Consider the following 21,421-nt stretch of genomic DNA (forward strand, 5'->3'; position numbering starts at 1 on the left):
CGAGCCGGCCCTCAACCGAAGTATGTAACGGATGCACAGCCCAAATCCAGACATGTCTCAGCTATTCGCGGACCGTCAGGCCCAGCGCAGCACCCTGCATAATCGGTATCTGAACGAGCAGTTCGTTCGGGTCCTCAAGACCATCGGCTACGACGTCGGCTTCCAGAAGGGGCAGGGGCAGTATCTCTACGATCGCGACGGCGCCCGCTATCTCGACCTGTTGTCCGGCTTTGGCGTGTTTGCGATCGGGCGCAATCATCCGGTCATGCGCGAGGCGCTCAAGAGCGTGCTCGATGCCGACCTGCCCAACCTCGTCCAGTTCGACGTCTCGACGCTCGCCGGCGTGCTGGCCGAGCGGCTGCTGAAATACGTGCCGTATCTCGACAAGGCGTTCTTCGCCAATTCCGGCGCCGAATGCGTCGAAGCCGCGATCAAATTCGCGCGTGGCGCGACGGGGCGTCCCGGCATCGTCTATTGCGCGCACGGCTATCACGGCCTGACCTATGGCGCACTGTCGCTCACCGGCGATTCGAATTTCCGCAACGGCTTCGAGCCGCTGCTGCCCGGTTGCACCCCGATCCCGTTCAACGATCTGGCGGCGCTGGAAAAGGCGCTGGCCTCGCGCGAGGTCGCGGCCTTCGTCGTCGAGCCGATCCAGGGCAAGGGCGTCAACATGCCCACCGACGAGTTCCTGCCCGGCGCGGCGGCGCTCTGCAAGAAATACGGCACGCTGTTCGTCGCCGACGAGATCCAGACCGGCATGGGCCGCACCGGCCGCTTCCTCGCGGTCGAGCACTGGAACGTCGAGCCCGACATGGTGCTGCTGTCGAAATCGCTGTCGGGCGGCCACGTGCCGGTCGGCGCGGTGCTGACGCGCAAGGCCATCTTCGACAAGATCTTCAACCAGATGGACCGCGCCGTGGTGCACGGCTCCACCTTCTCCAAGAACGACCTCGCGATGGCCGCCGGTATCGCCACGCTCGATGTCATGGAATCCGAGAAGCTGATCGAGTCTGCCGCCAAGCGCGGCGCCGAGCTGCGCCTCGCGCTGACGCGCATGGTGCCCGGCTACGAGCTGATGAAGGAAGTCCGCGGCAAGGGCCTGATGATCGGCGTCGAGTTCGGTCCGCCGAAATCGCTGCGCCTGCGCGCCTCCTGGAACGTGCTGGAGACCGCCAACAAGGGCCTGTTCTGCCAGCTCATCACCGTGCCGCTGTTCAAGGACCACAAGATCCTCACGCAGGTCGCCGGCCACGGCAGCCACACCATCAAGCTGCTGCCGCCGCTCACCATCACCGAGGAAGACTGCAGCTGGATCGAAAAGTCGTTCGACGACGTCATCGCCGGCAGCCACAAGGTCCCCGGCGCGATCTGGTCGCTCGGCAAGACGCTGGTGGACAACGCGGTGAGAAGGTCGGCCTGAGGCGTTCGCAGCACGGAGCGGCGGGACAACAGGCCGTACGACATGCGGCAGGATGGGCCCCGGCGCTACAGCGCATCACTTGCGTGCTGCTCTGCGTCCGGGGCACGAGACCTATTTCGCGAACTCCCGCACGGCTGCGGCCACGGCCGCCGGCACTTCCTGAGCCACGCAATGTCCGGCGTCCTCGAAGACCTGCGTGCTGGCCCGCGGAATCAGCGACAGCGCGCGCCGCGCCATCTCCCAGTAGATCGGTCCCGACTTCGCAGCGGTCGTGACGCGCACCGGGCAGTCGATCTCGGCGAGTAAGCCAAACGGATTGCCGCGGGCATCGCCAACGTAAACCTGCTCCATCGCTTCGTAGATCGGATGCAGGATTGCGGACTCGATCTCGGGCGTGCAGCAGAGTCGCACCCGGCCATCATCGAGCGGCACGAAGCCGTGGCGCACATAGGCGCGGAGCGAGGTCTCGGTCCAGTCCGCAAACGCCGGCGCCGCGCGGTAGCGCTCGAACACGGCGTCGGCGCTGTCGAACTCGGCGCGCCGGCGCAGCGTGCCTTGCAGGCGGGCGACGGATTCGTCGTTCAATCCTCCGGAACGGGCCGCACGGGGGTCCATGACGGTCGGCTCCATCACGAACAGGCGCGCGAAGCGTCCCGGCAGCAGTTTCGCCGCGAGCAGAAGATCGGTCGCGCCCGCGCTGTGGCCGATGCCGTGGACGTTGCGCAGCTCGAGTGCATCCATCACCCGGCGGACGTCATCGGCATAATCGAGGAAATGATAGGCCCCGGGCTTGTGGCTGGCGCCATGGCCGCGGCGGTCCAGCGCGTAGACGGTGTAGGCCGATGCGAGCTCGCACGCGACCTCGTCCCAGACGGCGGCAACGAAGCCGGTACCGTGCACGAGGAGAGCGGGCGGCTTGCCGCGCTCGCCCCACTGCAACATGGCGATCTCTGCGCCGGCCGGGCCGATGGAAAAGCGCTGTGGATTGATCATGATGGCGGGACGCTACTTCGCATCCTCCAAAATCATCGCAGAGCCCTTCTCCGCGATCATCGCCGTCGGCGTGTTGGTGTTGCCGGAGGTAATGGTCGGCATGATCGAGGCATCGACGATGCGCAAGCCTGCGAGTCCGTAGAAGCGCAGGCGCTCGTCGACCACCGCCATGGGATCGCTGACCGCCCCCATCTTCGCCGTGCCGACGGGATGGAAAATGGTGGTGCCGATATCGCCGGCGGCTTTGGCCAGCGAGGCGTCGTCGTCGCCGACGGTGGGGCCGGGCAAATATTCGCTCGGGCGATATTTGGCGAGCGCCTTCTGCTGCATCAGGCGACGCGTGGTGCGGATGGCGTCGGCGGCGACCTGGCGGTCGTCGCCGGTCGACAGATAATTCGGCGCGATGATGGGCTTCTCGTCCGGGCTCGCCGAGCGCAGCCGCACGGTGCCGCGCGAGGTCGGCTGGAGATTGCAGGCGCTCACCGTGATGGCGGGGAAGCGGTGCAGGGGATCGCCGAACTTGTCGAGCGACAGTGGCTGCACGTGGAACTGGATGTTGGCGCGGGATCGCGTCGCATCGGAGCGGGTGAAGATACCGAGCTGCGAGGGCGCCATGGTCAGGGGACCGCGACGGCGGAAGGCGTAGTCGAGGCCCATCAACCCGCGGCGGAACAGATTGTAGTAGGTCTCGTTCAGCGTGCGCACGCCCTCGACCTTGTAGATCGCGCGCTGCTGCAGGTGATCCTGAAGATTGCGACCCACCCCGGGCCTGTCCATGACGATGTCGATGCCGAGCGGCGACAGCCAGTCGGCAGGCCCGATGCCGGAACGATGCAGCACCTGCACCGAGCCGATCGAGCCGGCCGAGAGGATCACCTCGCGTTTCGCGCGCGCCTCGATCATCTCGCCGTTCTGGATGAAGCGCACGCCGACGGCGTGGCCTTGCTCGATGATCAGGCGGTCGACCAGCACATGCTTCTCGAGCCGCAGGTTGGCCCGCCTCAGGGCCGGCTTGAGGAAGCCGCGCGCCGAGGACCAGCGCCGGCCGCGCTTCTGGTTGACGTGGAAATAGCTGGTGCCTTCGTTGTCGCCGGTGTTGAAATCCGGGATGCGCTTGATGCCCATCTCCTCGGCGGCGTCGCCGACCGCATCGAGAATGTCCCATGACAGCCGCGGTGCTTCGATGCGCCAGCCGCCGCCGGCGCCGTGATGCTCGCTCGCGCCCAGGAAATGATCTTCGAGCTTCCTGAACAGCGGCAGCACGTCGTCGTAGCCCCAGCCGGTCATGCCGAGCTGGCGCCAGTGATCGTAATCGGCAGCCTGTCCGCGCATCGAGATCATGGCGTTGATCGCCGAGCAGCCGCCGATCACCTTGCCGCGGGGATAGGCGAGCGAGCGGCCGTTCAGCCCGGGCTCGGCCTCGGTCTTGAACATCCAGTCCGAGCGCGGATTGCCGATCGCGAAGAGATAGCCGACCGGGATATGGAACCAGATCCAGTTGTCGTCGCCGCCGGCTTCGAGGATGAGGACGCGGTTCTTGGGCTCGGCCGAGAGCCGGTTGGCGACGATGCAGCCGGCGGTGCCGGCCCCGACGACAATGTAGTCAAACTCACCTTCGAGCCGCCTTGGCATTCTGCTTCCACCCAAACAGGCGTCACGCCGGGCTGGTCCCGGACATCCACGCGCTTTCTGTCCTAATAGTCGGACGTGGATGGCCAAGACAAGCTCAAGACAAGCTCAAGACAAGTTCAGGCCAAGTTGGAGACGAGCCGGCCGCAAGCGCGGCCATGACGAGAGGACAGGGCTACCCTCGATCTGCGGGAGTTAGCTGGACCGACGCTTGCATGGTAGACAGTCCTGTATTTCAACAAAGCTCGAGACCTCCATGCCCATCGTCAACCGCGTCGCCGACCTCCAATCCGACATTCAGGCCTGGCGCCGGGACATCCACCAGCATCCCGAGCTGCTGTACGACGTTCATCGCACCGCAGCATTCGTGGCGGACCGGCTGCGCGAGTTCGGTTGCGATGAGGTCGTGACCGGCCTCGGCCAGACCGGCGTGGTCGGCGTCATCAAGGGCAGCAAGCCGGCCGGCGAAGGCCTCAAGGTGATCGGCATGCGTGCCGACATGGACGCGCTGCCCGTCGACGAGCAGACCAACCTGCCTTACGCCTCCAGGATCCCGGGCAAGATGCACGCCTGCGGCCATGACGGTCACACCGCGATGCTGCTCGGAGCAGCCCGCTACCTCGCCGAGACCCGCAATTTCGCCGGCGATGCCGTGGTGATCTTCCAGCCGGCGGAGGAGGGCGGCGCCGGCGGCGCGGCCATGGTCAAGGACGGCCTGATGGAGCGCTTCGGCATCGAACAGGTCTACGGCATGCATAACGGCCCGGGCATCCCGGTCGGCTCGTTCGCGATCCGGCCTGGTCCGATCATGGCGGCGACCGACGAGGTCGACGTCATGATCGAGGGCGTCGGCGGCCACGCCGCGCGTCCGCACAAATGCGTCGATTCCGTGCTGGTTGGCGCCCAGGTGATCACGGCGCTGCAATCGATCGTCGCGCGCAGCGTCGATCCCCTGGAATCGGCCGTGATCTCGATCTGCGAATTCCACGCCGGCAACGCCCGCAACGTCATTCCGCAGACCGCGACTCTGCGGGGTACCATCCGCACGCTCTCGCCCGAGGTGCGCAAGCTGGTCGAGAAGCGCGTGCACGAGGTCGTGGCTGGCGTGGCGCAGATCACCGGCGCCAAGATCGACCTGCATTACAAGCGCAACTACCCGGTCGTGAACAACCACGCCGCCGAGACCGAGGTGGCGCGTCGCATCGCCAAGCAGGTCGCAGGTGATGCCAATGTGCATGAGATGCCGCCGCTGATGGGCGGCGAGGATTTCGCCTACATGCTGGAAGCGCGGCCCGGCGCCTTCATCTTCTGCGGCAACGGCGACAGCGCCGGGCTGCATCACCCCGCTTACAATTTCAACGACGAGGCGATCGTCTACGGCACGTCCTATTGGGTGAAGCTGGTCGAGGAACAGCTGGCGGCGTCGTAGTTCACGCGGCGCGCGCCGCCTTCTTCTGCAAGCTCGCGGCGATCCTCAGGTCCTCGACAAAGCGCCGATATTCCAGCGCCTTGGCTTCCGGATCGGGCAGCCGCAGCAGATAGGACGGATGCACCGTCACCAGCGCTTTTCGCCCCTCGGGAAGCTCGATGAGGCGGCCGCGGTTCTTGCCGATCGGGGTGATCTTGCCGAACACGCTTTGCGCGGCGGTTGCCCCCATCGCCACGATCAGTTCGGGCTGGATCGCCGCAACTTCGCGTTTGTACCATTGCCGGCAGGCGCGGATCTCCGGCGTATTCGGCTTCTGGTGCAGGCGGATCTTTCCGCGCGGCACGAATTTGAAGTGCTTGACCGCGTTGGTGACGTAGACCTTCTTGCGGTCGACGCCGGCCTCCTCCAGCGCACGGTCTAGCATCTGGCCGGCCGGGCCGACGAAGGGATGGCCGGCGAGGTCTTCCTTGTCGCCGGGCTGCTCACCGACCAGCATGATGTTGGCGGACTTCGGGCCTTCGCCGAACACGGTTTGGGTCGCGTCCTTGTAGAGATGGCAGGCGCGGCAATGCGCGGCTTCCTCGCGGAGCGCTTCGAGATCGTCGGCAGCGGGCTTGCGTTTCATCGGAGCCTCCGGCCGCTTCTGGGGCTTGTGCGGATCGGTTGCGGCATTGGCGATCATAGCACCGGTCATGCGCTCGGCGTCCTCGATCAGGGGCTTAATGATCGAAGCCTCGGGCAGGTTCCTCCAGTATTTCTTCGGCATCTCGGCCTGCATTGCCTTCACCTTGAGCCGCGCCGGATTGAAGATGCTGGCGTAGTAGCGCCGCCAGGTTTCCTCGAGCCGGTCTTCGCTTGGCGCCTCGCTCTTGCTGACGCCCGGCGTGAACGAAAGCGAATGGCCATTCCAATGCGCGCAGAGGTCGGGAGTCAGGATCGACCAGGGCATGTCGGCAAAGCGTTTTGCGAAGAACGGCGCGGCGAGCTCGACGATGTGATGCTCCGGCTCGAACCAGGCGACGTAATGCGCCTCGCGTTCCCTGCCGATCTCGCGGAAGCGCACGAAGGCATGCATCTTGTGCTCGTCGCGATGGACCGCTCTCGCCATGGCGGTGACTTGCGCAACGTCAGGGTCGGTCGCAACCTCGACGAGATCGTGATTGTCCTTCAGCCGAAACAGCAGCCGATAGAGGATGGCGAAGCGCTCGGGATCGCGGTGCAGGATCGCTGCTTTCGCAAGCTCGATGAATTTGCCTGACACGGTGAAGGTGCTGTCGTTCACCTCGAGGATCGGTGATGGCGCGGGCGGGGCGAACAAGTCTGCTTCACCGCCTTGCACGGTCCAGGTGACATCGCTGGGCGGCACGTGGTGAAGCACGAGGCTGCGCGCGGCTTTGCGCCAGCCGTCGAAATCGGTTTCGGTATCGAGGATGATGTACTGCATCAGAAGCCAAACCCCAGTTGCGTTGCCTTCGGTTTGAACCGTTCGATCAGCCGCGCGTCGTCAAGATGGTGTGGCGACGGCCGGTGATCGCTGAGGACGATGAACGGCATCGCCTTGTTGCGGGGCACATGCAGCCGCGCGAGATCGGCGAGGCGGATGGTGGTGGTGCGCCGCGCCGCGATGATGCGTTCGACCGCCTTGGTGCCGAAGCCCGGCACGCGCAGCAGCTCCTCACGGCTGGCGCGGTTGACGTCGAGCGGAAAGCGGTCGCGGTGACGCAGCGCCCAGGCGAGCTTTGGATCAATCTCGAGCGGCAGCATCGCGCTGTCGTCGACGATCTCCGCGACATCGAAGCCGTAGAACCGCATCAGCCAGTCGGCCTGGTAGAGCCGGTGCTCGCGCAGCAAGGGCGGCTGCACCAGCGGCAAGGCGCGGCTGGCGTCCGGGATCGGGCTGAAGGCGGAATAGTAGACCCGCCTCAACTTGTATGAGCCGTAGAGATTTGAACTGGTGTGGAGAATGGTGTGGTCGGAGGCGCTGTCGGCGCCGACGATCATCTGCGTGCTCTGGCCGGCCGGCGCGAAGCGCTGCGGCTTGGCCTTCGTTCTCGTTGCGCGGTTCTCCTCGGCCTCGTCAAGCTTCAGCCGCAGCCGGCCCATGGTGCGGCGGATCGCGCGCACGTCCTTCTCGGGCGCGAATTGCTGCAGGCTGGTTTCCTGCGGCATCTCGATGTTGATGGAGAGGCGGTCGGCATATTTGCCGGCTTCCGCGATCAGCGTATCGTCGGCCTCGGGAATGGTCTTCAGGTGGATGTAGCCGCGGAAGTGATGCTCCTCGCGCAGCTTTCGCGCGACGCTCACCACCTGCTCCATGGTGTAGTCGGGGCTGCGGATGATGCCGGAGGAGAGGAACAGGCCCTCGATGTAATTGCGCCGGTAGAAGTCGAGCGTCAGCTTGACCACCTCCTCGATGGTGAAGCGGGCGCGCGGCACGTTCGAGGAGGCGCGGTTGATGCAATAGAGACAGTCGTAATTGCAGGCGTTGGTCAGCAGCACCTTGAGCAGGGAGATGCAGCGTCCGTCCGGCGCATAGGAATGGCAGATGCCCATGCCGGGCGCGGTCGAGCCCATGCCCTTGCCGTCGCTTGAATCCCGCTTCTCGGTGCCGCTGGAGGCGCAGGACGCGTCATACTTGGCGGCATCGGCCAGGATCTCCAGCTTACGTTGCACGTCCATGTCTAAATCCCATTGATTCCGCTGATGAATCCGAAAGCGCGCCAATTCGATTGACTCTCCGCGCGCCGTTAGCTTTATATTAGAACATATCATGAACAAATGAGCCAGCCGCTGGTTCTTCTTTTGAAGGCCACGGCACCAATTCCTGAAGGAGCGGCGAGCATGAGCGGCGCACGTATGAGCGCGCTTGCGATCTTGCGCGGCCAGATCGAGCGCATCGAGACGGCGGAGATCGTGCATCAGCACGATCGGGTGGCGCTCGGCCACAGCGGGATCGACGACGCGCTGAAGGGCGGGCTCGCGCGTGCGGCGATCCACGAGGTGTTTTGCGAGGGGCGCCAGGGCGTGGCCGCAACGGGTTTTGTGATGGGGCTTGCGGGGCGCGTGACGGCACGCAAGCCGCTGCTGTGGGTGCGGCAGGATTTTTCGGAAATAGAAACCGGCGCGCTATCGATGAGCGGGCTCAAAGAGCTCGGCCTCGATCCGCGCCGCGTGGTGATGGTCCGCGCCGCCGATGTCGAGAGCGCGCTGCGAACCTCGGCCGATGCGCTTGCCTGCGACGCGCTGGGCGCCGTCGTGCTCGAGCTCTGGGGCGAGACCAGGCAGTTCGATCTGGTGGCGAGCCGCAAGCTGACGCTGGCCGCGCAAGGCTCCGGCGTCACCGGCCTGATGCTGCGCATGGCCGCGCAACCGCTACCCTCCACCGCGGAGACGCGATGGATGCTGCGCGCGGCGCATTCGCCGCCGGGACCTGTGTGGAGCGTTTGGGGCGCGCCGCGCTTCGATGCTGAGCTCTTGCGCAATCGTCATGGCCCCTGCGGCCGGTGGATCATGGAATGGAATTGTGATGAGTGCCAGTTCAGTGAGCCGTCGACGTATTCTCAGCCTGTGGCTGCCGCGTCTGCCCATCGACCGGATTCAGCGGTTCCTTGGCAGCGCCGGACTGGGTGAATCCACGCATCCGAGCATCGTCGTCATCAAGGACAACAATGCGCTGGTGATCCATGCGCTGGACGAGACCGCCGAGCGCCTCGGCCTGTACATCGGCCAACCCTTGGCCAATGCACGGGCGATGTGTCCGGACTTGAAAGTGTTCGACGCCGATGTCGCGGCCGATGCCAAGACGCTCAGCGATATCGCCGATTGGTGCGACCGCTTCACGCCGCTGGTGGCGCTCGATCCGCCGCACGGGCTGTTCCTCGACATCACCGGCTGCGCGCATCTGTTCGGCGGCGAGGTTGCGCTGCTCACGACGCTGGTTCGTGCGCTCGGCCGGCAGGGCTTTGCCGTCGGTGCGGCGATCGCCGGCACGTCGGTCTGCGCGCGTACGCTGACGCGGCAGGCTTCCGGCAGCATCGTCGCCGATGGCGGCGAGGCGGCGGCGATCGAGCGGTTTCCGGTGTCCGCGCTCGGTGCGGGCGAAGCCATCACCACTGGCTTGCGCCGCGCCGGCCTGAAGACCATCGGCGACGTCGCCTCGCGCACACGAAGCGAGATCACGGCGCGGTTCGGCGCCCGGTTCTCCACGCTGCTCGCGCATGCGCTGGGGCAGGGCGATGCGCCGATCAGCCCGCGCAAGCCGCTGCCCGACTACATCGTCGAGAAGCGCTTCGCCGAGCCGATCGCAACCGACACCATGATCGCGATGACACTGTCGCGCCTGGCCGACACGTTGATCGCGTCCATGGAGAAGCAGGGCAAAGGCGCGCGCCGGCTGGAGGCCGCCTTCTTCCGCACCGACGGCGTGGTGCGCGCGATCATGGTCGAGACCGGACGTCCCGTGACGAAAAGCGCGGTAATCGACCGCCTGTTCCGCGAGCGTCTCGATGCGCTCGCCGATCCGCTCGATCCCGGCTTCGGCTTCGACATGGTGCGCCTGTCGGCGAGCCGCACCGAGATCGTGGTGCAGGAGCAGCGCGATCTCGACGCCCATGTCCACGACAATGACGAGCTCGCCGCGCTGATCGACCGCATCGCCGCGCGCATCGGGGGAAAACGCGTCGTCGTGCACCTGCCTGAGGATACCCATATTCCCGAATGTGCAGTGATGGCCGCCCCGGCGCAGCATCATCTTGCTGCCGCCATGCAGGCCGAATGGCCCGCGCGGATCGAGAGCGAGCCGCCGCTGCGTCCCTTAAGGCTGTTCGACAAGCCGGAGCCGATCAAGGTGCCGTTCGCAGCCGTGCCGGATGGTCCGCCGCATCAATTCACCTGGCGCCGCGCGCTGCATGCCGTGGTGCGGGTGGAGGGGCCCGAGCGCATCGCGATGGAATGGTGGCGGCAGGACGGCAAGCAGCTGACCCGAGATTATTTCCGCATCGAGGATGCCGAGGGCCGGCGCTTCTGGATCTTTCGCGACGGACTTTACGAGGGGGAGGTGTTCGATGGCGACGGCAAGCCCGCCTCGCCCGGCTGGTATGTGCACGGTCTCTTCGCATGAATATGCCCGCTTATGCCGAGATCGGCATCACCACCAACTTCTCCTTCCTGCGCGGCGGCTCGGATCCGCGCGCCTATGTGCATCAGGCCAGCGCGCTCGGTATTCCCGCAATCGGCATCGCCGATCACAACACGCTCGCGGGCGTGGTGCGGGCCTACAAGGAGCTCGACAATGACAAGGTGCTGCACAAGCCGAAGCTCCTGATCGGCGCGCGCATCGTCTTCATCGATGGCACGCCCGACATCTTGGTCTATCCGCGCGACCGCGCCGCCTATGGCCGGCTGTGCCAGCTCCTGACCCGGGGCAAGCGCGGCGACGACATCACGCGGATCGAGAAGGGCGAGTGCCGTCTCAGCCTCGCCGATCTGCTGGAATTTTCCGAAGGCCAGCTCCTGATCCTGACGCTGCCGCATCGCTTCGACCCGGCCCAGGCGCTGGACGTTCTGGCGCAGCTGAAGGCGGGCCGCGCCGAAGGCGTGTGGCTGGCGGCGAGCCTGGTCTATCGCGGCGACGACCGCCGCCGGCTGGCGCGGCTCGATGATCTCGCGATGAAGGCGAAAGTGCCGCTGCTCGCGACCAACGAGGTGCTGTATCACGATCCCGGCCGCCGTCCGCTGCAGGATGTGCTGACCTGTATCCGGGAAAAGACCACGATCGAGGCTGTGGGGCGGAAGCTGGAAGCCAATGCCGAACGGTTCCTGAAGACACCGCGCGAGATGGCGCGTCTGTTCCGCGATTTCCCCGATGCGATCGCGGAGACCATGCGCTTCGCAAACGCAATCGACTTCTCCCTCGATCAGCTCAAATACCAATATCCTGATGAACCGGTGCCGCCGGGCAAGACCGCACAGGGGCATCTGGAGGATCTGACCTGGGCGGGTGTCGAGAAGTATTTCGACGGCCAGATCGACGGCAAGCTGCGGGCGACGCTCAACAAGGAGCTCGCGTTGATCGCCGAGCTGAAATACGCGCATTATTTCCTCACCGTGCATGACATCGTGCACTATGCGCGCAGCCAGAACATTCTGTGCCAGGGCCGCGGCTCGGCGGCGAATTCGGCCGTGTGCTACGTGCTCGGCATCACCTCGGTCGATCCGACCAAGGTCGATCTGTTGTTCGAGCGCTTCATCTCCAAGGAGCGGCTGGAGCCGCCCGACATCGACGTCGATTTCGAGCATTCGCGGCGCGAGGAGGTGATGCAATATGTCTATCGCCGCTACGGTCGCCACCGCGCCGCGATCATCGCGACCGTCATCCATTATCGCCCGCGCAGTGCCATTCGCGACGTCGGCAAGGCGCTGGGCCTGACCGAGGACGTCACCGCCGCGCTCGCCGACACCGTCTGGGGCAGCTGGGGCAAGGGCCTCAACGAGATGCAGGTTCGGCAGGCCGGGCTCGATCCGCAAAATCCCATGATCAACCTCGCGGTCGAGCTCGCAACCGAGCTGATCGAATTCCCGCGCCATCTGTCCCAGCATGTCGGCGGCTATGTGCTGACCCAGGATCGGCTCGACACCTATGTACCGATCGGCAACGCCGCCATGGACGACCGCACCTTCATCGAATGGGACAAGGACGACGTCGATGCGTTGAGCATGATGAAGGTCGACGTGCTCGCGCTGGGCATGCTGACCTGCATCAGGAAGTGTTTTGACCTGATCGACCAGCACAAGGGCGAGCGTTTCGTGCTGGCGAGCGTCCCGCAGGACGATCCCAGGGTTTACGACATGCTGTGTGCCGGGGAGTCGCTCGGCGTGTTCCAGGTCGAGAGCCGCGCCCAGATGAACATGCTGCCGCGCCTGAAGCCGCGGACCTTCTACGATCTCGTCATCGAGGTCGCGATCGTGCGCCCCGGGCCGATCCAGGGCGACATGGTGCATCCTTACTTGCGGCGGCGGAACGGGGTGGAGAAGGTGAGCTATCCCTCGCCGTCGCCGGAGCATGGCGACAGGGACGAGCTCTACAAGGTGCTTCACAAGACGCTTGGCGTGCCTCTGTTCCAGGAGCAGGCGATGCGGATCGCGATTGAAGCGGCGCATTTCAGCTCCGAGGAAGCCAATGGCCTGCGCCGCTCGATGGCGACCTTCCGCAATGTCGGCACCATCGGCCAATACGAGGAGAAGCTGATCGGCAACATGGTCGCCCGCGGCTACGATCCCAACTTCGCCAGAAGCTGCTTTGACCAGATCAAGGGGTTCGGCTCCTACGGTTTCCCGGAGAGCCATGCCGCGAGCTTTGCGCAGCTCGTCTACATCTCCTCATGGCTGAAGCATTATCACCCGGATGCGTTCTGCTGCGGCCTGTTGAACTCGCAGCCGATGGGGTTCTATGCCCCGGCGCAAATCGTCGGCGACGCCCGCAAGAACGGCGTCGAGGTCCGCGACATCGACGTGTCCTACAGCTTTGCGCAAAATACGCTGGAGCAGGGGAGCGGCAAATATTGTGCCGTCCGCCTTGGCTTCCGCCAGATCGACGGCTTCCACTGGCTGGACGAGGATGAGGAGAGGCTGAAACGCTCCCAGCTGTCATTCCGGGGCTTGCCTGAAGAATTTTCCGTGATTGGGCCGGTCTTGCCGCAGGCTCCGTTCACCTCTCCCTATGGGAGAGGTGTAGCGCGGCCGATGCCTCAGCAGGACTGGGCCGACCGCATCGTCGCCGCCCGCAATCGCCGACCCTTCACCTCGCTCGAGGATTTCGCCCGCGACACCGGTCTGCCCAAGCGCGCGCTGATCCTGCTGGCGGATGCCGACGCGTTCCGCTCGCTCGGGCTCGACCGCCGCGAGGCGCTGTGGCAGGTGCGACGGCTGCCGGACGACGTGCCGCTGCCGCTGTTCGAGGCGGCCACCGCGCGCGAGCAGCCGGACGAAGGCGCAAGACCGCTGCCGCTGATGCCGCGCGCCGAGCAGGTGGTCGCGGACTACCAGACCATCCGGCTGTCGCTGAAGGGCCATCCGATGGAGTTCTTGCGCGAGATGTTTACGCGCGAGCGGATCGTCGCCTGCAAGGAGATCAATCATGAGAACGAGCGGCGCCGCGTCCGCTGCGCCGGCGTGGTGCTGGTGCGGCAGCGGCCGGGCAGCGCCAGCGGCGTCGTGTTCATGACGCTGGAGGACGAAACCGGCATCGCCAATGTCGTGGTCTGGCCCAAGATCATGGAGCAGTACCGGAAGGAAGTGATGGGCGCGCGGCTCATCGAGGTCCAGGGCTATATCCAGAGCAGCCCCGAAAAGGTGACGCACCTCATCGCCCAGCGCATGATCGACCGCTCGCACGATCTGGTCGGCCTCGCCAACGACGCGCTGAGCCGCCAGCACCCGGTGCCGGCAGGCGCCACATTGGTCGAGCCGCTCAACGAAGACCCTCGCGCGCTCGCGGACATGCCGGCGCAGAAGATCCGTCACCCCCGCAACGTCCGCATCCTGCCGCCGTCGCGGGATTTTCATTGAGGGTGTGGCGTGGGATGCCGCCACACATCTACTGCCGTAGGGTGGGCAAAGGCGCGTCAGCGCCGTGCCCACCACCTGTCCGATACGGAAACGGAAGCGTGGGCACGCTTCGCTTTGCCCACCCTACGCGTTCTGCGCTGACGATGCAGCGCGCCCTCAAAAATTCACCCGGTTCGAGATCGCGCCGTCCACGACCAGATTCGATCCGGTCGTGAATCCCGATACCGGGCTCGCCAGAAACACCGCGGCGTTCGCGATCTCCTGCGGCGTTGCCATGCGGCCGGTCGGGTTGCGCTTCATCGCGTCGTTGTAGCGCTCCGGCATGTTCTTCTCGATCATCTCCCAGACGCCGCCCTTGAAATAGACGGTGCCCGGCGACACCACATTCACGCGGATCTTCTTCTTGGCGTATTGCCGCGCCAGGCCCTTGGCCATGTGGATCAGCGCCGCCTTGATCGGGCCGTAGGAGCTGGCCGTGTCGGCCTGCGCCGCCGAGATCGAGGAGATGATCACGACGGCCGCGTCGCCGCTGCTGGCACCGCTCGCCTCGAGAAACGGCCGCGCGGCGTCGAAGGCGTGCACGGCGCCGAGAACGTCGAGCCGGAAATTCTGCTCCCACGACGCGGGATCGCCGCCTTGCGCCATTGCGCCGGCATTGGAGAACAGCAGGTCGATGCCGCCGAGCTCCTTCGCCGCGCCTTCGATCCACGATTTCAACGCGGCGCCGTCGGTGACGTCGACGGCGCCGCCGACAGCCTTGACGCCGCTCGCCTTCAGCTCCGCGACCGTTGCCGCAACCTGCTCCGCATTGCGTGCGCACACCGCGACATTGGCGCCTTCACCGGCGAGCGTTGCCGCAATCGCCCGTCCGATGCCGCGCGTGCCGCCGAGCACGATGGCGTTCTTTCCCTTGAGACCGAGATCCATTGTTTGGTTGTCCTTGTTGTTGGCGCAGAGAGAGTAGCTGTTTTGGCAGGAATGCTGAACTATCAATTCGTCATTGCGAGCGCAGCGAAGCAATCCAGAAATGCATTTGCGGCGACAGTCTGGATTGCTTCGTCGCAAGAGCTCCTCGCAATGACGTGGAGAGAGACCTCGCCCACCTCACTCCGGCGCCGCTCCCACCGGTGGGCCGCCGGGCGGGCGGTGCAGGAAGGTCAGCGACGCATAGGCGCCGGTCCAGGAGCCGATTGCCGCGAAGGCGACGTAGAATGCGTTTTCGGTGTAGCTGATCACGGCATAAGAGGACAGCAGGTACCAGACCGCGCTCCAGTTCGCCGCCGGAATGCGCTTGCGCGCGATCACGGCCGAGGTGAACATGACGTAGACGGCGTCGGTGGCCGCCGTCGCGATGAATACGGCACCTGCGATGAGGGGATCGATGGCGGCCATTGCATTCCCTTATGTGCTGATGGATGGTCGCAAAAAGGGTAAGGGAGAGAAGCAGCCATGCAAAGCCCCGCCGATATCCTCAAGGACATCTGGACCTCGGCCGGCGGCGATCCGGCCGCGCTCGAACGCGTGCGGCTGAGCGGCGACGAGCCGCAGATTCCCTCTTCATTTCGCGTGGCCGTCGCCGGCCAAGCCACGATCGCCGCCGCCGGCCTCGCCGCGGCCGAGATCTGGCGGCTGCGCAGCGGGAAGATGCAAGACGTCTCCGTCGACATGCGCCACGCCGTCGCTGAATGCCGCTCCGAGCGCTATCTACGTGTCGACGACAAGCCGCCGCCGCCGGCCTGGGATGCGATCGCCGGCGTCTACAGGACCGGCGATGGCCGCTTCGTTCGCTGCCACACCAATTTCCCGCATCATCGCAAGGCCGTCTGCGATGTGCTCGGTTGCGAGCCGGCGCGCGACAAGGTGCAGGCTGCGCTGATGCAATGGAAAGGCGAGGATTTCGAGACGGCAGCTTACGCGGCGGGCGGTGTGGTTGCGCTGATGCGGAGCTACGACGAATGGTCTGCACTGCCGCAGGCGCGCGCGCTCGCGCGATTGCCGCTGATCTCGATCGAGAAGATCGGCGAAGCCTCCCCAAAGCCGTGGCCAAAAGGCGATCGTCCGCTCGAAGGTCTTCGCGTGCTCGATCTCTCCCGCGTCATCGCAGGCCCCGTTGCCGGCCGCACGCTCGCCGCGCACGGCGCTGATGTGCTGCTGGTGTCGGGGCCGGCGCTGCCCGCCATCGACTGGCTCACCATCGATACCGGCCGCGGCAAGCTCACCGCCTTCATCGAGCTGAAGACCGACACGGGCAGGGCGCAATTGCGCGACCTGCTGGAGGACGCCGACATCTTCTCGCAAGGCTATCGCCCGGGTGCGCTTGCCGCGCTCGGCTTTTCGCCGGAGGATGCAGCGAAGATCAGTCCGGGCATCGTCTATGTGACGCTGTCGGCCTATGGCCACACCGGGCCCTGGGCCGAGCGCCGCGGCTTCGATTCCCTGGTGCAGACCACGACCGGATTCAATCACGCCGAGGGCCGAGCCGCCGGCCTCGATGCTCCCAAGGAATTGCCGGCGCAGATGCTCGACCACGCCACCGGCTATCTGATGGCGCTCGGTGCGATGATGGCCAAGATGCGCCAAGCCCGCGACGGCGGCAGTTGGCACGTAAGTGTGTCGCTGGCGCAGACCGGACGCTGGCTATGGAATCTCGGCCGGCTCGATGGCGGGCTGAATACCCCGGATCTTTCGGGTGAGGCCGTATATGCCGCGTTCATCGAGAGCATGCCATCCGGATTCGGCATGCTGAAGGCGGTGCGCCATTCGGCGCTGCTGTCGACGACACCGGCGCAATGGTCTCGTCCGGCGATGCCGCTCGGCTCTCATCCGGCGCATTGGCCGGCGCGAAGCTGACATGAAGCTGACATGTCGCGATATTTTTTACGCAAACCGAAAGGCACCAGCGTTTTTTAGGTTGTTTGAAATTCCAGTTCGGCACTATTAGCGCAACCGACAAGGCAGACATCTGCCGAGATCGTCGCAGACACGGCCGGGCTCCATGGTGGTTGAAAATACCCAGCGACTGCAGCTGTTCAGACAGCGGCTGATCACGTCCGTAGTTTTACTAGCTCTCGCCGGCGCAGGCGCCTACGGCTTCCTCGCTATGGGGCCCAAGCAAAAGAAGCACTCCGAAATCTCCAGCCAGTCGCGCAGGAATGCGCAGACCTTCACGCCGACGCCGTCCGAATGGGCGACGCTGACGATCGAGCCGGTCAAGGCCCGCGCCTTCCGCGCCGAATACGTCACCGAGGGCAAGATCGCCGTCGATGAGGACCGGTCGACGCCGGTGTTCTCGCCCTATGCCGGCCGTGTCACCAAGCTGCTGGCCAAGCCGGGTGAGACGCTGAAGCAGGGGCAACCGCTGTTCACGATCGAAGCCGCCGATACGGTGCAGGCCCAGAACGACTTCATCGCGGCGATGACCGCCCAGAACAAGGCGAAGTCGGCGCTCGAGCTCTCCGACATCCAGTTCAAGCGCGCCAAGGATCTCTATGAGGGCCATGCCATTCCGCTGAAGGACTATCAGCAGGCGGAAGCGACGCAGGTTCAGGCGCAGAATGACATGCGCTCCTCGGCGACGGCGCTGGAAGCGGCGCGCAACAAGCTGCGCATCCTCGGCTTCACCGACGAGGCCATCAAGGCGTTCCGGGAAAAAGGCGTCATCGATCGGGAGATCACGATCTATTCGCCGATCTCCGGCACCATCGTGCAGCGCAAGATCGGCCCTGGCCAATACGTCAACTCTGGCGCCAGCGATCCGGTCTTCGTGATCGGCGACCTCTCCACCGTCTGGCTCACCGCCTTCGTGCGCGAGAGTGATGCGGCTGCGGTCTGCATCGGACAGGACGTCACCGTCAACGTGATGGCGCTGCCGGGCCGTCCGCTCACCGCGAAGATCAACTATGTCGCCGCCGCGATCGACCCCAACACCCGCCGCCTGCTGGTGCGCGCCACCATCGACAACAAGGACGGCTTGCTCAAGCCGGAGATGTTCGCCAACGTCACGATCTACTCGGCGGGTGATCGCGCCGCGCCGGCGGTGCCGAAACAGGCCCTGATCTATGAAGCCGACAAGGTTCGTGTCTGGGTCGCGCGCGAGGACAAATCGGTCGAGCTGCGCCAGATCAAGATCGGCCTCGTCAATGGCAACCTCGTCGAGGTCACCGGCAACCTGAAGCCCGGCGAGCAGATCGTCACCAAAGGCAGCCTGTTCATCGACCGCGCGGCGTCCGGCAGCTGACGACGACCCAAGAAATTGAAGACCTGAATGGATCGTCTCGTCGCTCTTGCCGTCAACCGGCGCTTCCTGATGGTCGGCATGTTCGTCGCCGTGCTGATCGGCGGCCTGATCGCGTTCAATCAGCTCAACATCGAGGCCTATCCCGATCCGACCCCGCCGATGGTCGATATCGTGACGCAGAGCCCGGGACTGTCGGCGGAGGAGATCGAGCGCTACATCACGATCCCGATCGAGACCCAGGTCGCCGGCCTGAAAAACATCACGACCATCCGCACCATCTCGCTCTACGGTCTCTCCGACGTCAAGATTCAGTTCTCCTTCGCCTACACCTATGACGAGGCGTTGCAGCAGGTGTTGAACCGCCTGGCGCAGCTTGCGCCGCTGCCGGGCAACGTGCAGCCGCAGATCTCGCCGCTGAGCCCGATCGGCGAGATCTTCCGCTACCGTCTCGTGGGTCCGCCGAACTACAGCGTGCTCGACCTCAAGACCATTCAGGACTGGATCCTGCAGCGCCGCTTCCGCGCCGTGCCTGGGGTCATCGACGTCACCGGGTGGGGCGGCAAGAGCAAGACCTACGAACTCCAGGTCGATTTCAACAAGCTGGTCGCCAATGGGTTGACGCTGCCGCAATTGCTGCAGGCGGTCGGCAATTCCAACGTCAATGTCGGCGGCAACACCGTCAATATCGGCCAACAATCGGCCGTGGTGCGCGGCGTCGGCCTGATCCGCTCGATCGACGATCTCGCCAACACCATGGTGGCGCAGACCGGCGGCAATCCGGTGCTGGTCAAGGACGTCGCCACCGTCACCGTCGGCCAGAAGCCGCGCCTCGGCATTGCCGGCCTCGACGAGGCCGACGACATCGTGCAGGGCATCGTGTTGATGCGGCGCGGCGAGCAGAGCTCGCCGACCATCAAGCGTGTCCATCAGCTCGTCCAGCAAATCAACAGTTCCAGCATCCTGCCGCCCGGCGTGCGCATCGAACGCATCTACGACCGCGGCGACCTGATCGAGCTCACCACCCACACGGTGCTGCACAACATGGTGGTCGGCATTGTCCTGATCGTGCTGTTGCAGTGGATCTTCCTCGGTGATCTCCGCAGCGCGCTGATCGTCGGGGCCACGATTCCGTTCGCGCTGTTCTTCGCGGTCATCATCCTGGTGCTGCGCGGTGAATCGGCCAATTTGCTGTCGGTCGGCGCGATCGATTTCGGCCTGATCGTCGATGCCACCGTCATCATGGTCGAGGCGATCTTCCGCCGCCTGACGCACACGACGCCGATCTCGGAAGCCGGGCTTATGTCGCCCGAGACGACGTTCGGCATGAAGAGCCACGCCATCCTCAGCGCGGCCGCCGACGTCTCGCGCTCGATCTTCTTCGCCGCGGCGATCATCATCGCGGCGTTCCTGCCGCTGTTCACGCTGTCTGGCGTCGAGGGCAACATTTTCGGGCCGATGGCGCGCACCTATGCCTATGCGCTGGCCGGCGGGCTGCTTGCGACGTTCACCGTCACGCCGGCCTTGTCCGCGATCATCCTGCCCGCGCATGTCGAGGAAACCGAGACCAGGGTCATGCTGATCCTGCATCGCTTGTACTCGCCGCTGCTGCAATGGGCTGTCGCCAATCGCAATGTCGTGCTCGGCGGCGCGGCCGGCCTGGTGCTGATGACGGTGGCGCTCAGCCGGCTGCTCGGCCTCGAATTCCTGCCGAAGCTGGAGGAGGGCAATCTCTGGATTCGTGCCACCCTGCCGCCGACCATCTCGCTCCAGGAAGGCAATTCCTACGTCAACGAGATGCGCAAGCTGATCCGCGCCCGGCCCGAGGTCGAGTCCGTCGTATCGCAGCATGGCCGTCCCGATGACGGCACCGATGCCGCCGGCTTCTTCAACGCCGAGTTCTTCGCGCCGCTCAAGCCCGTGAGCCAGTGGCCCGGCACCCGCGACAAGGAAGAGCTGACCGCGCAGCTGCTCAAGCAGCTCGACGATCGCTTCCCCGGCGTCGAATTCAACTTCTCGCAATATCTCCAGGACAACGTCTCCGAAGCCGTCTCCGGCGTGAAGGGCGAGAACTCGATCAAGCTGTTCGGCAGCGACCTGCAGGCGCTCACCGACACCGCGAACAAGATCAAGCAAGTGCTGGCCACCGTGCAGGGCGTCACCGACCTTGCGGTCTTCACCTCGCTCGGGCAACCGACCATCCAGATCGACATCAACCGCGCCAAGGCCGCGCGCTACGGCCTTGCGCCGGGCGACATCAATGCCACGATCAAGGTTGCGATCGGCGGCGACACCGCGGGAGACCTCTACGAACCTGGCAGCGATCGTCACTTCCCGATCATTGTCCGCCTCGCGCCGGAATATCGCAGGAGCGCGGAGGCGATCCAGAATTTGCGGATCGGCGCGCCCGGGCCGAACGGCAGCGTCACCCAGATTCCCCTCAGCGAGGTCGCCGACATCAGCCTCGTCTCGGGCGCGGCCTACATCTATCGCGAGCAGCAGGAACGCTATCTGCCGATCAAGTTCTCGGTGCGCGAGCGCGACCTCGGCAGCGCGATCAGCGAGGCCCAGCAGAAGATCGCGGAGCAGGTGCAGCTGCCGCCCGGCTCGCACATGGAATGGGTCGGCGAGTTCGGCAATCTCCAGGACGCGATCCGGCGGCTGTCGATCGTGGTGCCGATCTCGCTGGCGCTGATCGGCGTGCTGCTCTGGTTCAATTTCGGCTCGATGACCGACACGCTGCTCGCGATGAGCGTGATCCCGATGGCGATTTTCGGCGGCGTGCTCGGCCTGTTGATTTCAGGCACGGCCTTCAGCGTCTCCGCGGCGATCGGCTTCATCGCGTTGTTCGGCATCGCGGTGATGGACGGCATCATCATCCTGTCGCAGTTCAACCAGCTGATCGAAGAAGGCATGGACCGCATGACCGCGGTGGTGCGCACGGGAGAGTTGCAGCTGCGGCCGGTGCTGATGACCTGCATCGTCGCCGGCGTCGGCCTGCTGCCGGCGGCGCTGTCGGAGGGGATCGGCTCGCAGGTGCAGAAGCCGCTCGCGGTCGTCGTCGTCACCGGCATGATGCTAGCGCCGGTCGTGATCCTCGTGACCTTGCCGGTCCTGATCTCGTTCTTCTCGCGCCGCGGGCGCTGAG

Annotated in this window: 14 protein-coding genes; 8 read left to right on the forward strand and 6 right to left on the reverse strand. The window is 65.2% G+C overall.

The annotated features are described in order from the left end of the window. Positions 1-31 precede the first annotated feature (31 nt). Positions 32-1,423 carry an aminobacteriohopanetriol synthase HpnO gene (gene hpnO, locus WI560_RS09645; protein ID WP_375307812.1) on the forward strand — a complete coding sequence of 464 codons (1,392 nt, stop codon included), beginning with the start codon at positions 32-34 and terminating at the stop codon, positions 1,421-1,423. Positions 1,424-1,534: 111 nt separating this feature from the next. Here hpnO and WI560_RS09650 read toward each other — a convergent pair whose 3' ends face one another. Continuing rightward, positions 1,535-2,416, reverse strand: coding sequence for an alpha/beta fold hydrolase (locus WI560_RS09650; RefSeq protein ID WP_375307813.1), 882 nt, complete (start codon positions 2,414-2,416; stop codon positions 1,535-1,537). Between the two features lie 12 nt (positions 2,417-2,428). Beyond that, positions 2,429-4,048, reverse strand: coding sequence for a GMC family oxidoreductase (locus WI560_RS09655; RefSeq protein ID WP_375307814.1), 1,620 nt, complete (start codon positions 4,046-4,048; stop codon positions 2,429-2,431). A gap of 253 nt (positions 4,049-4,301) precedes the next feature. Here WI560_RS09655 and WI560_RS09660 point away from each other — a divergent pair, with 253 nt between their 5' ends. Then, positions 4,302-5,474, forward strand: coding sequence for a M20 aminoacylase family protein (locus WI560_RS09660; RefSeq protein ID WP_375307815.1), 1,173 nt, complete (start codon positions 4,302-4,304; stop codon positions 5,472-5,474). Position 5,475: 1 nt separating this feature from the next. Here the strand turns inward: WI560_RS09660 and WI560_RS09665 are convergent, their stop codons facing one another. Further along, positions 5,476-6,918, reverse strand: coding sequence for a UdgX family uracil-DNA binding protein (locus tag WI560_RS09665; RefSeq protein WP_375307816.1), 1,443 nt, complete (start codon positions 6,916-6,918; stop codon positions 5,476-5,478). Further along, positions 6,918-8,153 carry a putative DNA modification/repair radical SAM protein gene (locus tag WI560_RS09670; protein ID WP_375307817.1) on the reverse strand — a complete coding sequence of 412 codons (1,236 nt, stop codon included), beginning with the start codon at positions 8,151-8,153 and terminating at the stop codon, positions 6,918-6,920. Before WI560_RS09670 ends, WI560_RS09665 begins: the two co-directional genes overlap by 1 nt. A gap of 162 nt (positions 8,154-8,315) precedes the next feature. Here WI560_RS09670 and WI560_RS09675 point away from each other — a divergent pair, with 162 nt between their 5' ends. Genes WI560_RS09675 through WI560_RS09685 form a run of 3 tightly spaced genes read left to right on the forward strand, consistent with a single transcriptional unit; the run spans position 8,316 to position 14,039 of the window. Then, positions 8,316-9,104: an ImuA family protein gene (locus WI560_RS09675; protein ID WP_375308803.1), complete on the forward strand. Its 789-nt coding sequence runs from the start codon at positions 8,316-8,318 to the stop codon at positions 9,102-9,104. Then, entirely contained in the window at positions 9,001-10,593 is a 1,593-nt protein-coding gene (locus WI560_RS09680; RefSeq protein ID WP_375307818.1) for a DNA polymerase Y family protein, read from the forward strand. Before WI560_RS09675 ends, WI560_RS09680 begins: the two co-directional genes overlap by 104 nt. Continuing rightward, positions 10,590-14,039 carry an error-prone DNA polymerase gene (locus tag WI560_RS09685; RefSeq protein ID WP_375307819.1) on the forward strand — a complete coding sequence of 1,150 codons (3,450 nt, stop codon included), beginning with the start codon at positions 10,590-10,592 and terminating at the stop codon, positions 14,037-14,039. The genes WI560_RS09680 and WI560_RS09685 overlap by 4 nt, the downstream gene beginning before the upstream one ends. Positions 14,040-14,195: 156 nt before the next feature. Here WI560_RS09685 and WI560_RS09690 read toward each other — a convergent pair whose 3' ends face one another. Beyond that, entirely contained in the window at positions 14,196-14,966 is a 771-nt protein-coding gene (locus tag WI560_RS09690) for an SDR family NAD(P)-dependent oxidoreductase (protein ID WP_375307820.1), read from the reverse strand. Between the two features lie 177 nt (positions 14,967-15,143). Continuing rightward, entirely contained in the window at positions 15,144-15,431 is a 288-nt protein-coding gene (locus WI560_RS09695; protein WP_257177478.1) for a hypothetical protein, read from the reverse strand. A 57-nt stretch (positions 15,432-15,488) separates the two neighbouring features. On the opposite strand from WI560_RS09695, the gene WI560_RS09700 reads away from it, so the two are divergent. The 3 genes from WI560_RS09700 to WI560_RS09710 all read left to right on the forward strand — a co-directional run bounded on the left by WI560_RS09700 (position 15,489) and on the right by WI560_RS09710 (position 21,420). Next, positions 15,489-16,889 (forward strand): CoA transferase, encoded by a 1,401-nt coding sequence (locus WI560_RS09700; RefSeq protein WP_375307821.1) that lies wholly within the window; start codon positions 15,489-15,491, stop codon positions 16,887-16,889. 145 nt (positions 16,890-17,034) lie between these two features. Then, entirely contained in the window at positions 17,035-18,276 is a 1,242-nt protein-coding gene (locus tag WI560_RS09705; protein WP_375307822.1) for an efflux RND transporter periplasmic adaptor subunit, read from the forward strand. Between the two features lie 27 nt (positions 18,277-18,303). Further along, positions 18,304-21,420: an efflux RND transporter permease subunit gene (locus tag WI560_RS09710; protein ID WP_375307823.1), complete on the forward strand. Its 3,117-nt coding sequence runs from the start codon at positions 18,304-18,306 to the stop codon at positions 21,418-21,420. The last annotated feature ends 1 nt before the right edge of the window (position 21,421 follow it).

The organism is Bradyrhizobium sp. A11 (genome assembly GCF_042077125.1).
GTDB classification, from domain to species: domain Bacteria; phylum Pseudomonadota; class Alphaproteobacteria; order Rhizobiales; family Xanthobacteraceae; genus Bradyrhizobium; species Bradyrhizobium japonicum_B.

Bases quoted from the DNA above. Each gene is read 5' to 3' on its own strand.
- WI560_RS09675 (WP_375308803.1), top strand. From the start codon at position 8,316: ATGAGCGGCGCACGTATGAGCGCGCTTGCGATCTTGCGCGGCCAGATC.
- WI560_RS09685 (WP_375307819.1), top strand. From the start codon at position 10,590: ATGAATATGCCCGCTTATGCCGAGATCGGCATCACCACCAACTTCTCC.
- WI560_RS09700 (WP_375307821.1), top strand. From the start codon at position 15,489: ATGCAAAGCCCCGCCGATATCCTCAAGGACATCTGGACCTCGGCCGGC.
- hpnO (WP_375307812.1), top strand. From the start codon at position 32: ATGCACAGCCCAAATCCAGACATGTCTCAGCTATTCGCGGACCGTCAG.
- WI560_RS09655 (WP_375307814.1), bottom strand. From the start codon at position 4,048: ATGCCAAGGCGGCTCGAAGGTGAGTTTGACTACATTGTCGTCGGGGCC.
- WI560_RS09670 (WP_375307817.1), bottom strand. From the start codon at position 8,153: ATGGACGTGCAACGTAAGCTGGAGATCCTGGCCGATGCCGCCAAGTAT.
- WI560_RS09680 (WP_375307818.1), top strand. From the start codon at position 9,001: ATGAGTGCCAGTTCAGTGAGCCGTCGACGTATTCTCAGCCTGTGGCTG.
- WI560_RS09660 (WP_375307815.1), top strand. From the start codon at position 4,302: ATGCCCATCGTCAACCGCGTCGCCGACCTCCAATCCGACATTCAGGCC.
- WI560_RS09710 (WP_375307823.1), top strand. From the start codon at position 18,304: ATGGATCGTCTCGTCGCTCTTGCCGTCAACCGGCGCTTCCTGATGGTC.
- WI560_RS09695 (WP_257177478.1), bottom strand. From the start codon at position 15,431: ATGGCCGCCATCGATCCCCTCATCGCAGGTGCCGTATTCATCGCGACG.
- WI560_RS09705 (WP_375307822.1), top strand. From the start codon at position 17,035: ATGGTGGTTGAAAATACCCAGCGACTGCAGCTGTTCAGACAGCGGCTG.
- WI560_RS09650 (WP_375307813.1), bottom strand. From the start codon at position 2,416: ATGATCAATCCACAGCGCTTTTCCATCGGCCCGGCCGGCGCAGAGATC.
- WI560_RS09665 (WP_375307816.1), bottom strand. From the start codon at position 6,918: ATGCAGTACATCATCCTCGATACCGAAACCGATTTCGACGGCTGGCGC.
- WI560_RS09690 (WP_375307820.1), bottom strand. From the start codon at position 14,966: ATGGATCTCGGTCTCAAGGGAAAGAACGCCATCGTGCTCGGCGGCACG.